General features: G+C 70.8%; 10 protein-coding genes and 2 pseudogenes. 6 read left to right on the top strand and 6 right to left on the bottom strand.

Annotated features, from left to right (window positions below; translation table 11 throughout):
* Positions 1–774, top strand: a complete 774-nt coding sequence (locus tag H7J89_RS12265; protein ID WP_264043886.1) for an SDR family NAD(P)-dependent oxidoreductase — start codon at positions 1–3, stop codon at positions 772–774.
* Here H7J89_RS12265 and H7J89_RS12260 read toward each other — a convergent pair whose 3' ends face one another.
* Positions 775–1,236, bottom strand: coding sequence for an SRPBCC family protein (locus H7J89_RS12260; RefSeq protein ID WP_264043884.1), 462 nt, complete (start codon positions 1,234–1,236; stop codon positions 775–777). It abuts the gene before it with no gap.
* Positions 1,233–2,099, bottom strand: a complete 867-nt coding sequence (locus tag H7J89_RS12255) for a rhomboid family intramembrane serine protease (RefSeq protein WP_264043882.1) — start codon at positions 2,097–2,099, stop codon at positions 1,233–1,235. The genes H7J89_RS12260 and H7J89_RS12255 overlap by 4 nt, the downstream gene beginning before the upstream one ends.
* Positions 2,100–2,199: 100 nt before the next feature.
* On the opposite strand from H7J89_RS12255, the gene H7J89_RS12250 reads away from it, so the two are divergent.
* Together H7J89_RS12250 and H7J89_RS12245 are read left to right on the top strand one after the other, a co-directional pair.
* On the top strand, positions 2,200–2,559 hold the full coding sequence (locus H7J89_RS12250) for a nuclear transport factor 2 family protein (protein WP_264043880.1): 360 nt from the start codon (positions 2,200–2,202) through the stop codon (positions 2,557–2,559).
* A 60-nt stretch (positions 2,560–2,619) separates the two neighbouring features.
* On the top strand, positions 2,620–2,844 hold the full coding sequence (locus H7J89_RS12245; protein WP_007167137.1) for a hypothetical protein: 225 nt from the start codon (positions 2,620–2,622) through the stop codon (positions 2,842–2,844).
* A 97-nt stretch (positions 2,845–2,941) separates the two neighbouring features.
* On the opposite strand, the gene H7J89_RS12240 is transcribed toward H7J89_RS12245, so the two are convergent.
* Both H7J89_RS12240 and H7J89_RS12235 read right to left on the bottom strand, forming a co-directional pair.
* Positions 2,942–3,679 (bottom strand): DUF899 domain-containing protein, encoded by a 738-nt coding sequence (locus H7J89_RS12240; RefSeq protein ID WP_264043875.1) that lies wholly within the window; start codon positions 3,677–3,679, stop codon positions 2,942–2,944.
* A gap of 30 nt (positions 3,680–3,709) precedes the next feature.
* Positions 3,710–4,474 (bottom strand): SDR family oxidoreductase, encoded by a 765-nt coding sequence (locus H7J89_RS12235; protein WP_264043873.1) that lies wholly within the window; start codon positions 4,472–4,474, stop codon positions 3,710–3,712.
* A gap of 119 nt (positions 4,475–4,593) precedes the next feature.
* On the opposite strand from H7J89_RS12235, the pseudogene H7J89_RS12230 reads away from it, so the two are divergent.
* Both H7J89_RS12230 and H7J89_RS12225 read left to right on the top strand, forming a co-directional pair.
* Positions 4,594–5,574: pseudogene (locus H7J89_RS12230) on the top strand (sigma-70 family RNA polymerase sigma factor); the annotation flags it as partial.
* A gap of 158 nt (positions 5,575–5,732) precedes the next feature.
* Positions 5,733–10,556, top strand: coding sequence for a cation-translocating P-type ATPase (locus H7J89_RS12225; RefSeq protein ID WP_264043871.1), 4,824 nt, complete (start codon positions 5,733–5,735; stop codon positions 10,554–10,556).
* A 16-nt stretch (positions 10,557–10,572) separates the two neighbouring features.
* Here H7J89_RS12225 and H7J89_RS12220 read toward each other — a convergent pair whose 3' ends face one another.
* Both H7J89_RS12220 and H7J89_RS12215 read right to left on the bottom strand, forming a co-directional pair.
* Positions 10,573–12,150 carry an AMP-binding protein gene (locus H7J89_RS12220; protein WP_264043869.1) on the bottom strand — a complete coding sequence of 526 codons (1,578 nt, stop codon included), beginning with the start codon at positions 12,148–12,150 and terminating at the stop codon, positions 10,573–10,575.
* Positions 12,147–12,995 carry an SDR family NAD(P)-dependent oxidoreductase gene (locus H7J89_RS12215; RefSeq protein ID WP_264044255.1) on the bottom strand — a complete coding sequence of 283 codons (849 nt, stop codon included), beginning with the start codon at positions 12,993–12,995 and terminating at the stop codon, positions 12,147–12,149. Before H7J89_RS12215 ends, H7J89_RS12220 begins: the two co-directional genes overlap by 4 nt.
* A gap of 331 nt (positions 12,996–13,326) precedes the next feature.
* Between H7J89_RS12215 and H7J89_RS12210 the strand changes: the two are divergent.
* A pseudogene (locus H7J89_RS12210) lies at positions 13,327–13,495 on the top strand (cutinase family protein); the annotation flags it as partial.

Below are 13,495 nucleotides of genomic sequence, written 5' to 3'. Positions count from 1 at the left end.
ATGCAGGTAGCGGTGGTGACGGGGGCGAGCGGCGGGATCGGCTTCGGCTGCGCGGCCAAGCTCGCCGAGGCGGGCATGGCGGTCGTGGCGACCGGGAGAAACACCGAGAAGCTCGCCGGGCTGGCGCGCCACATCGGCGACCCCGACCGGGTGGCGACGGTAGCCGTCGATCTCACCGACGACGATGCGCCCAAGCGGATCACCGACACCGCCCTGGACAGGTGGGGCCACATCGACTTTCTGGTCAACATCGCCGGGATAGGCAGCCCCAAGCCGGTGCACGAGACGGACGACGAATCGCTGGACCATTTCCTCGGTTTGATGCTGCGGGCCCCGTTCCGACTCATCCGGGAGGTGTTGCCGCACATGCCTCCCGGATCCGCGATCGTCAACGTCACGTCGACCTTCGCCGTGGTCGGCGGCCTGCGCGGGGGCGCGTACTCGGCGGCCAAGGGCGGGCTCACGGCGCTGACCACCCACATCGCCTGCCAGTACGGGGCGCAGGGGATACGTTGTAATGCGGTGGCGCCCGGGGTGATTCAGACACCGATGACCGAGCATCGCCTGCACGACGAGCGGTTCCGTCGCATCAACACCGAGATGACACCGCATCAGCGCCTGGGCACGGTCGACGACGTGGCGAGCACGGTGGCGTTCCTGTGCTCGCCCGGTGGGGCCTTCATCAACGGCCAGACGATCGTCGTCGACGGCGGGTGGAGTTCGACGAAGTATCTCTCGGAGGCGGCGCTGACGTCGGAGTGGAAGCCGCGCTGATCATCCCGTCTCGAAGTGCCGACGGATGCCGGCCAGCATCTCGATGTGTGCCTTGACGGCCTCGCGTGTTGTCATCGCGGCGAGCAGCCGGGGCGCCGCTATCCGGATTCGCTCCGTGACACGGGTGCCCGCCGCGATCGGCTCGAAGCTCACCGTCCCGCGCAGGTGAACCCCCGGGGACTGGTCGGCCTCGGTCAGCACGTCGCCCGCCGCCGGCACCAGCAGCCGGGCCCGGTAGGTGATGGTCATTCTGAACGGCCCCAACGGGATCCGGTCCCGAACCCGATAGCTGTGGACGACACCGTCCGCGGTTTCGGTGCGCGACAACGTCTCCACGGACACGATCAGCGGGTGGACGATCTTGATGTTGTCCAGGTCCACATAGAAGTCACGGACTTCGCCCGGCGGCGCGGGCACGTCCTCGGTCAGCGTGTGCTCGGCGTGGGCGACGCAGGAGCTCATGCGGAGAACTCCGCGAGCAATTCCGCCGTGCGCCACCAGATCAGCACGGCGAACGCGGCCAGCACGACGATCGTCACCGCGGCCTGAACCGCGTTCCGCCGCTGCGGTGGCGGGTAGACGTAGGCCGCGGCGACCAGCCCACCCGTGACCAGCCCGCCCACGTGTGCCTGCCAGCTGATGCGTTGCGAACTGATCAGCGGGACAACGAAAGTGAAGACCAGGTTGATCGCGATGACCGCGACCACCCAGCGGACGTCGACGGCCAGCCGCTTGCCCACCACGAAGGTGGCACCGAAGAGACCGAAGATCGCCCCGGAGGCGCCCGCCGTGGCCGTGTCGAGCGGCGACACCAGGTAGACGAGCACCGAACCGCCCAACCCGCCGAGCGCGTAGAGCGCGCCGAAACGCAATCGGCCCAGCCACATTTCAAGCGGCGGCCCCACTATGTAGAGCGCCCACATGTTGAACAGCAGGTGCGTCGCCCCGTAGTGCAAGAACGCCGACGTCACCAGGCGGTAGAACTCGCCGTCGGCGACCGCCGGCGGCCAGAGCGCGAGCTGCCTTTCCAGCCGCCCCGACGCCATCTGCAGCACGAACGCCGCCACGTTGACCGCGATCAGCGCGTACGTGAGCACGGGCGCCGCCGACCGCTGCCGCCCACCGAAGCGGGTCCGGGGCTGCCGGATGGTCCGGGCGCCCGCCCGGACGCACTCCACACACTGCTGACCGACGGCGGCGCTGCGCATGCAGTCCCCACAGATGTAGCGCTCACATCGGTTGCAGCGCACATACGTCGGACGGCCCGGGTGCCGATAGCAACTCGGGGCCGTGGGCGGCGAATCGGGTGCGCTGGGTGCGCTCATCGCCCTATTCTGGCCCGCTTCGCGGCGTCCGGCGCAGCGCTTGGGCAAACCTGTTTCCGACCCTCCTCTCCTCGCCTACTGTGTTGTACGTGGAGTCGACATGACCACCGGAGTCATCGAGCGCTACCTGGACTGCCTGGCCGCACACGACTGGGACGGCCTCGCCACGACGATCGCCGACGAAGGCCTGACCCGCGAGGGCCCGTTCTGCGACGTCGTCGAGGGCAAGCAGCACTACGTCGCCTACCTGCGTAAGGTCCTCACCAACCTGGCCGGTCATCGGCTGGACGTGCAACGGGTTTCGCACGTGAACCCCCGCCTGTCCTACGTGGAACTGACCGAGGCGTTCGAGATCGACGGCGTCACCAAGCGGTGGCCGGAATGCATCCTGTTCGAGCGGGGCGACGACGGGCTCATCTCGCGCGTCAGTGTGTTCTTCAAGCAGCCCGAAGCGCAGTGAATCCTGAGGGTGGCGGGGAAACTATTCCCTCGGTCGCGGAATTGACCTAGCGTGTGATGGGTGGAATCAAACGGAAGCCCGGAATTGGTGCCCGTCGAAACATTGCACTCAGGTGATCCCATCATGGATTGCGGTCAGCGGTACATAGTCCTCGAATCGAAGGCCGTCGGCGACAGCTGCGTCGTCCTCGAGCTCGAGTCCAGGGTGGACCACCAGCTGCAGGTCATCGAGAAGTCGTTCCCGGCCGGGTACCACGTCAACAGGGCGAACCACCGAATTTTATAGCGAATTCACTCAGCCGAATATTGCGCGAGTAGCCGGTGGACGGCTACCGCGCATTCGTGTTATTCGGGCTTGAAACGCGAATTGCGGTCTGCCGGATTTAGCCGCCGCGTGCCGGCCGCGGGTCGTTGGGATTGTCCGGATCGGGATCCCCGAACCACCGCGACGGCGCGCGCTCCCCGTATGCGTCGTGCCATTCCCACCACTCGTACGGCGCGGTTTGCGGGTAGCCGTCGGGCGAGTCCTCCCAGGTCTCCTGGCGCCCGAGCGCGGTCATGTCGAGGTAACTCCAGGTGTTGCCCATCACCTCGTCGCCGCGGTTGTTGATGAAATAGGTCCGGAACACGCGGTCACCGTCATGGATGAACGCGTTGGTGCCGTGCCATTCGTCCACGCCGAAGTCGGCGTCGAAATCGTCGGTGAGCGTGTACCACGGCATATGCCAACCCATCCGCGCCTTCAGCCGCGCGATGTCGGCCTGCGGTGCCCGCGACGCGAACACCAGGGTGGTGTCACGAGCGTGCAGATGGGCGAGGTGACCCACGTGGTCGGCCATCATCGAGCAGCCGCGGCAGGCATGGTCGGGCCAGCCGTCCACGTCCGGCTCGAAGAATGCGCGGTACACGATCAGCTGACGCCGGCCCCCGAAGAGGCCCAGCAGGCCGACCCGGCCCTCGGGCCCCTCGAACGCGTAGTCCTTGTCGACGGCCAGCCAGGGCATCCGGCGGCGCGCCGCCGCCAAGGCGTCGTGGGCCCGCAGCACTTCCTTCTCCTGCACCAGCAATTGTTCGCGTGCGGCCGCCCAGTCCCGTGCCGGCACGATGGGGGGTGTGTTCATGACGTTGTCCTCCTTGGGGTTTCGAGGGTCTCAGGCCACAGCCGACAGGCCGGTCGACGTGAGCAGATACGCGTCCCCGCCGCCCCGGCCATCGGTGGCGATCGAAAGGACGGATTCGCCCACCTGTTCCGCGCTGAGCGCGGGTCCGCCCGCCCGCACGAACGACTCGACGTCGACCCCTTGCCGTTCGGCGTACGCCGCGACGGCTTTGGCGCCGAGGCCAGTGGCCGGGGTCAACCGCGGCAGGACGGACACGAACCGGATCCCCAGGCCGGACCGCTCCGATTCGATCGCGGCGTAGCCGGCGATGAACCTGACCGTGGCCTTCGCGCCCGCATAGCCCCCGCTCAGCGGTGACCCGGCCACGGCGGCGCCGCTGGACACGGCGATCACCGAACTGCCCGGCGCGAGCGGCCGTCGCACCGCGTAGCGGATCCAGTGAAACGCTTGCGCGACATCCACATTCCAGTTCTCGCTGAAGCTGTGCCAGCTCTGGTCCTGCAGTGGGCTCATCTGCGGCGTCGCCCCGGCGCACAGGACCAGTGTGCGCGGCCGGTATTCGTCGATGAGCCGCTGCGCCGTCGCCGGGTCGGCGGCGTCGGCGACCACCGGGAGGAAGCCACCGCCCAGCTCGTCGCGCACCTCGTCGAGGCCGGATCCGTTGCGCGCGACGCCGACCACCTCGGCGCCCGCCGAGGCCAGGGCGCCGGCGATGGCGCGGCCGAATCCGCGGCTCGCCCCGGTCACGATCGCCGTGGTGCCGACCAGCCCATCGGTTGTCAGTGGCTCGTTCATGTTCTTCCTCGCTCTCATGGAATGTGCGTCCACTAGTTGAGAGACGTCGCCACACCGAAATTCATCGCGCGCGGACCGATGAATTTCCCCGGTCCGCCGTCTCTGTACTGGAGTAGCGTTCGGTCGCAGCCGAGACAGGAGAAGCCATGCCGGCGAAAGAGGACTTCATCGCGCAGGCGGCGCCGTTTCGGGCCGAGCTGATCGCGCACTGCTACCGGATGCTCGGGTCGGTGCACGACGCCGAGGACCTCGTGCAGGAGACCTATCTCAACGGCTGGCGCGGCTACCAGGCGTTCGAGGAACGCGCTGCGCTGCGAACGTGGCTCTATCGGATCGCGACGACCGCCTGCCTGCGGGCGCTGCAGAACCGCGCCCGCCGCGTGCTGCCGGCCGGGCTGGGTGACGGATCGACCGACCCGAACGCCAGCCTCGACGCGGCCGGCGGCGCGCACGAGTGGCTGGAACCCATTCCCGACTCGCTGATGTTCACGCCGGAGGACAACGTCACCGCGCGGGAAAGCCTGCGGCTGGCCGTGATGACGGCGCTGCAGGAGCTCCCGGCCCGCCAGCGAGCGGTGCTCATCCTGCGCGACGTCGTGCAGTTCAGCGCCGCCGAGGTTGCCGAACTGCTCGAGACGACACCGGCCGCCGTCAACAGCTCGCTGCAGCGGGCGCGGGCCCGGCTCGCCGAGCTCTCCCCCACCGAGGAAAGCCTGTCCGAACCCGACGATGCCGAGCGCCGTGAACTCCTCGACCGCTATTGCGCGGCATTCGAAAACGCGGACATGGCCGCCCTCACCGCATTGCTGCAGGCGGATGTGAAGCTCGAAATGCCGCCTCTGGATGTGTGGTTCGCCGGGCGCGATGCGGTGCTGCGGTTCCTGGCCGCGCGCGCTTTCGCCAAGGCCGGTGATATCGCGATGATCCCGACGGCCGCGAATGCGCAACCCGCGGTCGCCGAGTACCGCCGCGATCGCGACGGGACGATGCGGGCCCATTCCATTCACGTCCTCGCCGCGGACGCCGCCGGCATCGCCGCCATCACCGTCTTCCTGGACCCCGGCCTGTTCAGCAGGTTTGGTTTTCCGGCGAGCCGGTAACCTGTCCGCAGGGGAAGCGACTGCACCACCGGTCAGCGGAGGAAGGCACGACTTACCGGCGTCACCGCTGTCGTCGCAAGTCCACCGTTGCAAATGTGGACAGGCCCCCAACCCCCCAGGATCATTAGGCGCGGTAGAGGTAATCGAAGGGTGACCGAGTGAGGATTCCGGGCGTTGCCAGCGTCGTCGCCGGCATGACCGACGGGGCCGCCCAGGTGGTGCGCGCCGGCGTATCCACCGCGGCCGGGGCCGCGGGCGCTCTGCAGGCGTTGACCAACCCGGTCGCCGAACTCGCGGTCCCGATTGTGCAGTCGATGGCCCAGACGACGGGCCGGGCCGTCGGATTGACCGGTTCCACCAACGGTTCCGGGCCCAGCGTCACCCCGCCGGTCCGGTGGCAGAGCGGGCGGCGCGTGCATCTGGACCTGGACCCGTTGCTGCCGTTCCCGGGCTGGCACGAACACGCGCCGGCGGTCGAGGAGCCGGTCCGCCGGATTCCGGGCGTGGCCTCGGCCCACGTCGAGGGCGCCCTAGGCCGGCTGGTGGTCGAATTCGACCACGAACCCGATGGCGATGCAGTGCTGGACCGGGTGCGCGAAACGATCTGCCGCGTCGCGGCGGACCTGACCCTCGTCGCCCCCAAAGAGGCACCCCGGACCGCGCCGTTCGCCGACCCCGGAAATCCGTTGGCGATCCTGGTACCGTTCAGCGCCGCGGCCATGGACGTGGCGGCCATCGGAGCCGCGGTGACCGGCTGGCTGGGCCGTCTGCCCGTCGCACCGCGAAGCGCACGCGCCGCCGCCGCGCTGCTGAATCATCAGCCTCGGGTGGTTGCCGTGCTGGAGTCGCGGCTGGGTCGCGTCGGCACCGACATCGCCCTCAGCGCGTCGACCGCACTGGCCAACGGGCTGACGCAGGCGGTCGGCACACCGCTGCTGGACCTGGCACAACGAAGCTTGCAGGTCTCCGAGGCCGCGGCGCACCGTCAGCGCTGGCGGGACCGCGAACCGGAGCTGGCCTCACCCAACCGGCCGCAGGCCCCGGTCGTTCCGATCATCTCCTCGGCCGGACCCAAATCGCAAGCGCCCCGGCACAATTGGGCCGCCGCCGCGGCGGGAGAGGCTTCCCACGTGGTAGTGGGCGGGGCAATCGATGCCGCCATCGACACCGCGAAGGGCTCGATGGCCGGGCCGGTGGAGGAGTACGCCGACCAGGCCGCCAACGCCTCGCTGGTGGCCGCGGCGGGTGCGCTGCTGGCCGGCGGCGGCACGGAGGACGCGGCCGGCGCGCTGCTGGCCGGCGTGCCGCGGGCCGCACACACGGGCCGGCAGTCGTTCGCCGCCGTTCTGGGCCGCGGACTGGCCAACGCCGGGCAGCTGTTTCTTGACCCGGGGGCGTTGCGGCGGCTGGACCGGGTGAAGGTGGTCGTGATCGACGGCGCCGCACTGCGTGGGGACAACCGCGCCGTGCTGCAGGCGCGCGGCGACGTACCCGGGTGGGACGAGGACCGCGTCTACGAGGTCGCCGACGCGCTGCTGCACGGTGAGGAAGCCCCCGAACCGGACCCGGACGAGTTGCCCGCCACCGGCGCCCGGCTGCGGTGGGCCCGGGCGCAGGGGTCGTCGGCGACACCGGCGCAGGGCCTCGAACATGCCGATCTCGTGGTCGACGGCGAGCGCGTCGGCAGCGTCGACGTCGGCTGGGAGGTCGACCCGTTCGCCATCCCGCTGCTGCAGATCGCACACCGGACGGGCGCCCGGGTGGTGTTACGCCACGTCGCCGGCACCGAGGACCTCACCGCCAGCGTCGCCGTGAGTCACCCGCCGGGCACGCCGCTGCTGCAGTTGGTACGCGACCTGCGCACCGATCGCGGGCCCGTGCTGCTCATCACCGCGCTGCACCGCGACTTCGCCTCCACCGACACGTTGGCCGCGCTGGCCATCGCCGACGTCGGGGTGGCGCTGGACGACCCACAGGCGGCGACGCCGTGGACGGCGGACATCATCACGGGCACGGACCTCGCCGCGGCGGTGCGCATCTTGTCGGCGCTGCCGGTGGCCCGGGAAGCAACCGAGTCCGCGGTGCGCCTCGCGAAGGGCGGCAGCACGCTGGCGGGGCTGCTGCTGGTCACCGGCGACCCGCGCACGCTGAGCCCCTTCGCCGTGCAGCGCTGGCTCAACCCGGTCAACGCCGCAGCGGCCGCCGCGCTGCTGCAGGGCACCTTCGCGGCCTCCCGGGTGCTTCGGCTCCCCGACCCGACACCGCAGCCGCTGACCGCCTGGCACGCCCTCGATCCGGAGATCGTCTATTCCCGGCTGGCCAGCCGCACACGTCCCCTGGCCGTCGAACCCGGCGCCGCGCCCTGGCGGCAACTCCTCGACGACCTGTCCTACAACCCGCTGGTCGCGCCGCTGCGCGGGCCGGCCAGTCGGGTGGGGCGGCTGCTGACCGCGACGCGGGCCGAGCTGTCCGATCCGCTGACGCCCATCCTGGCCGTGGGGGCGGCGGCCTCGGCGATCGTCGGCAGCAGCGTCGACGCACTTTTGGTGGCGGGCGTGATGACCGCCAACGCCGTCGCCGGCGGGGCGCAACGGTTGCGGGCCGAGGCCGCCGTCGCCGAGCTGTTCGCCGAGCAGGATCAATACGCGCGGCGCGTGGTGCTGCCCGCGGTGGCCACGGCGCACCGCCGGCTGGAGGCGGCCCGCACCGTCGAACGCACGGTCTCGGTGAACGCGAAGTCGCTGCGCCCCGGCGACATCATCGACCTGGCCGCCCCAGAGGTGGTCCCGGCGGACGCCCGCCTGCTGGTCGCCGAGGACCTCGAAGTCGACGAGTCCTTCCTCACCGGCGAGTCGCTGCCGGTGGACAAGCAGGTCGAGCCCGTGGCCGTCGCCGACTCCGACCGCGCCAGCATGCTGTTCGAGGGCAGCACCATCGTCGCCGGGCACGCGCGCGCGATCGTCGTGGCGACGGGTGCGGGCACCGCCGCCCAGCGCGCGATTTCGGCGATAGCCGACGTCGAGTCCGCGGCCGGGGTGCAGGCCCGACTGCGCGAGTTGACCAGCAAGGTCCTGCCGCTGACCCTGGCCGGCGGCGCGACGGTGACGGCGTTGGCGCTGCTGCATCAAGGAACGTTGCGTCAGGCGGTCGCCGACGGCGTGGCCATCGCCGTGGCCGCCGTTCCCGAGGGCCTGCCGTTGGTGGCCACCCTGGCCCAGCTGGCCGCCGCCCAGCGATTGTCGCGGCGCGGGGTCCTGGTCCGCACGCCGCGGGCGGTCGAGGCGCTGGGCCGGGTCGAGACGGTGTGTTTCGACAAGACCGGCACGCTCACCGAGAACCGCCTGCGCGTCGTCCGCGGCGTCCCGCACGGCGCCGGCGCGGACGCTCCTTTCCCCGACGTGACCGACCCGGCGTCCGCCGCGGTGGTGCGGGCGGCCGCGCGCAGCAGCACGCAGCCCCACAATGGGGGCGGCCACGCGCACGCGACCGACGAGGCGATCCTCACGGCAGCGAATTCCATTGACCGCCAGTGGGACTCGGATTGGAACGTGCTCGCGGACGTACCGTTCGAATCCAGCCGCGGTTACTCCGCCGCGATCGGCACGGCGGGCGGGAACGGCGGGCCGATGCTCATGGTCAAGGGCGCGCCGGAAGAAGTGCTTCCGCGCTGCCGCTTCGCCGATGCGGACGCCGACCTCGACCGCGCCGAGTCGTTGGTGTTGCGCCTTGCCGAGCAGGGCCTGCGGGTGCTGGCGGTGGCTGAGCGCCCGTGGGAGCACGGCACCGGCGAGGAGGACACCGACGCCGACGCCGTGGACGCCGCCGCGCACGACCTCGAGTTGATCGGTTACGTCGGTTTGGCGGACACCGCGCGGGCGTCGGCGCGGCCACTGATCGAGGCGCTGGTGGAAGCCGGCCGGCGGGTGGTGCTGATCACCGGCGACCACCCGGTGACCGCGCGGGCGATCGCCCGGCAACTGGGCCTGCCCGCGGACGCGCGCGAGATGACGGGCGCCGAACTCGTCGCGTTCGGCGAGGAGGATCGCGCCAAGGTCGCCGCCGACGTCCAAGTCTTCGCCCGCGTCAGCCCCGAGCAGAAGGTGCAGATCGTCGCGGCGCTGCAGGACAGCGGCCAGGCGGTCGCGATGGTCGGCGACGGGGCCAACGACGCGGCCGCGATCCGGATGGCCGATGTGGGCATCGGCGTGAGCGGTCGCGGCTCGTCCGCCGCGCGCGGGGCCGCCGACATCGTGCTGACCGACAACGATCTCGGCGTGCTGCTCGACGCGCTGGTCGAGGGGCGCGGGATGTGGGGCGGCGTGCGGGACGCGGTGGGCATCCTGGTCGGCGGCAACGTTGGGGAGGTGCTGTTCACCCTCATCGGCACGGCCCTGGGCACCGGCCGGGCGCCGGTGGGCACCCGCCAGCTGCTGCTGGTGAACCTGCTCACCGACATGTTCCCCGCGCTTGCTGTCGCCGTCACCCCACAGTTCTCCGAGCCGGAGGAGGCCGAGGAAGGGGTCGACCGCGACGCAGACGAATTGCACCGCGCCTTCCAGTTGGCCACGCTGTCCGGGCCCCCGCCCTCCCTCGACGCGCCGCTGATGCGGCAGATCGTCACCCGGGGCGCCATCACGGCCGCGGGTGCGACGGCGGCCTGGGCCATCGGGCGCTGGACACCGGGCACCGAACGCCGCACGTCGACAATGGGGCTGACCGCGCTGGTGACCACGCAGCTCGCGCAGACCCTGCTGACGCGCCGCCACAGCCCGCTGGTGCTGGGCACGGCGCTGGGGAGCGCGGGTGTGCTGGTCGCGATCGTCCAAACCCCCGGCGTCAGCCACTTTTTCGGTTGCACACCGCTGGGCCCGGTCGCCTGGACCGGCGTCATCAGCGCCACCGCGGGCACCACCGTCGTCTCGGTGCTGGCACCCAACTGGCTGGCCAAGCAGGTCGCCGCCCTGGAACCCAAGCAGCAGTGAGGCTTTCGCCGCGCGCCTAGCCGGACAGCTCCCTGCGCACGACCTTGCCCGCCGGATTGCGCGGGATGCTGGTGACCACGTTGATGTCTCGTGGCTGCTCGAATCGCGAGACTTTGCCCTTGAGGTACTCCCGCAACGCCGCCTCATCGGTGTCACTGTCCGGGTGCAGGACCACGAACGCGGCCAGTCGATGGCCGAACTTCTCGTCGGGAACCCCGATGACCGCGTTGTCGGCGACCGCCGGATGCTGGGCGAGGGCGTTTTCGACCGCGCGCGGGTAGACGTTCTCCCCGCCGGAGATGATCATGTCGTCTTCGCGGCCGACGATGTACAGGCGGCCCGCGTTGTCGAGGTAGCCCATGTCGCCGGTGCTGGTCATGCCGTCGACGACGGCCTTGGCGCCGGGCTTGTCGCCGCCACCGGTATACCCCTCGCTGGCCAGCTCGCCGCCCACGAAGATGCGGCCGGTGACGCGCGCACCGACCGGCTTGCCGTTCTTGTCGAGGATGCGCACCGGGCAGCCGGCGACCGGTTTCCCGACGGTCTCGGGCGCTTCGCGCAGCTCCGCGGGGGTAGCCAGCGCGCCGATGCCGACCTCGGTGGAGCCGTAGCCGTTGTAGAGGATGTCGCCGTAGGCGTCCATGAACCGCTGCCCCAGGGTGGGGTCGAGCCGGTCCCCACTCGACATCACGACCCGCAGGTAGGGCACGGGGTTGCGGGCGCGCACCCGCTCGGGCAGCGCGAGGATGCGCGCGAGCACCACCGGCACCGCCGTGAACGCGTCGGCGCGATGCAGCGACGCCTGCGCGAGCGCGGCTTCGGCGTCGAATTGGCGGTGGGTGAGCACCGTGCCGCCCAGGGCCACGGTGAGCATCAGCATGCCCAGCCCCAGCCCGTGAAACATGGGCATCGCCACCGAGATTCGCGACCCGGTGCGCAGGCCGGTGCGATCGAGGATCGTCACCCACACGCCCACCGCGGAACGCAGCTGCGGTGAGCGCGGCACCCCTTTGGGCGTGCCGGTGGTGCCCGACGTCAGCAGAATGATCCGGCCGGGCGTGGCCACGTTGGGCCGCGGCTCACCCTCCTGGGCGGTGATCGTCGCCGGGTCGATCACGACGACCGATCCGTCGGCGGCCTGGGCGCGCTCGCCGAATTCGGCGTCGGCGACCATCGTGGTGATCCGGTGACCGCTCATCGCGGAGGCCAGGGCGTCGCTGCGAAAGTCCGTATTGACGATTACCACGTCAGCTCCCACCAGCGCGGCGCCGAAGACGCCGGCGATGAATCCGCGGCCGTTGCGGCACATGATGCCGACCGCGTCGCCGGGTCCGACGCCTTCTCGCGTCAACCTGCCTGCCAGCGATTCGGTCGCCGACTGCAGCTGCCGGTAATCCCAGACGCCGTCGTCGTCGACGATCGCGGCCCGGTTGGGCCATCGAATCGCGGTCACCGCCAGCAGGGTGTAGGGGTTGGTGCCGCCCCGGCGCGCCTCCCGGATCAGCCGCAGGGCTGCCAGCGGCGACGGCGGAGCGAGCAGTCGCGACCGCAGCAGCGCCCGGGCCGCGGTGCCGACCACGCCCTCCTGGCTCATCGCCGACCCTCGCCGCCGCTGGAATCCGAGAAGAACCGCCGGTACCACAGCCGGGCCGCGCGTTCGGCGGGCCCGGCCAACAACACCGAGGCCAACTCGGCCGGCAGCACCCACGGCGGCTCGTTGCTGCGGGGCCGCTCGATGATCGCTTTGGCGATCGCGTCGGCGGCCTCGTCGGCCGACAACCCCGGGAGCCGGCCCAGGATTGGCGTGGGTTCGATCATCCGGGTCCGGACCAGGGCGAAGTAGACGGTGGTGACCTCCACGCCGTCGGCGTGCAGTTCCGGGGCCACGCTGCGCAGCCACCGGTCGAAAGCCCCCTTCGACGCCTGGTAGGCGCCCCACTGCGGCCCCGGCACGACGCGCACGCCGACGCTGGAGACGTTCACGATGTGCCCGCGTCCGCTTTCGCGCATGGCCGGCAGGAGTCCCAGCAGCAGCCGGATGGGCCCGAGATAGTTGATGTCGATGGTGCGCTGAAAGTCGTGCGGCCGGTCGTATTGGTGATGCAGCGAGCGGCGCAGCGACTTGCCGGCGTTGCTCACCAGGATGTCGATCGCGCCGTGCTGCTCGGTGATCTCCTTGGTCAGCGCGCTGACGGCGGCCTCGTCGGTGAGGTCGGTCGGGTATGCGATCGCGCGGCCGCCGGCGGCGTTGATCGACGCCGCCAGGTCGTCGAGCCGTTCCTCGGACCGGGCGACCACCAGCGCCGTGGCCCCGGCGGCGGCCAGCCTGCGGGCGGTCGCCTCGCCGATGCCGTATGAGGCGCCGGTGACGAGCGCGGTCTTGCCGGCGACCGCGCGGCGCAGCTTGTCGGCATCCGACACCCGGGCCGGATTGGCCATGTGGTCCGTGACCTTATTGAGGGCCTGCACTATCACGTTCAACTTTGCCGCCACATTCACTCCGCGTGTCGAGCGTCGGCGGATGGCTTCACCGTGCGCCCGACTCGTCACAGTTAGCAGACCACATCGCGATCCGGGCCGGCGGCCCGCCCCGGCGTTGCCGCTCCGGTCGGGACCGGCGCCGGCTCACCGGCCGCCGCGGCGCCGGATGGGGCGCCCGCGCAAGCGATCTCAGCCCGCAAACCGGGTGGAAACCGGGGTTGTGTGAATTCGCAGTAATTTCCATGCTTTCACCTGTTTAGGCAGGGGGTCGACTGGGCACAATTGCGGCATGATCGCACGTCAAATAGCCCGTTTCGTTATTCCAGCAGTCGCCGCGGCGTCCGGCCTCGGTGCCTCGGCCCTGGCCGGTTCCGTCCTGCCCACCGCCGCCGCCCAATGTCCGGACGTCCAAGTGGTGTTCGCCCGCGGCACCGGTGAAGCCCCCGGCGTCGGACCCA

Source organism: Mycobacterium paraffinicum (assembly GCF_025822865.1).
Lineage (GTDB): Bacteria > Actinomycetota > Actinomycetes > Mycobacteriales > Mycobacteriaceae > Mycobacterium > Mycobacterium paraffinicum.
Note: the sequence above shows the minus strand (reverse complement) of the source record. Positions and strands in the feature narration are given on the sequence as shown.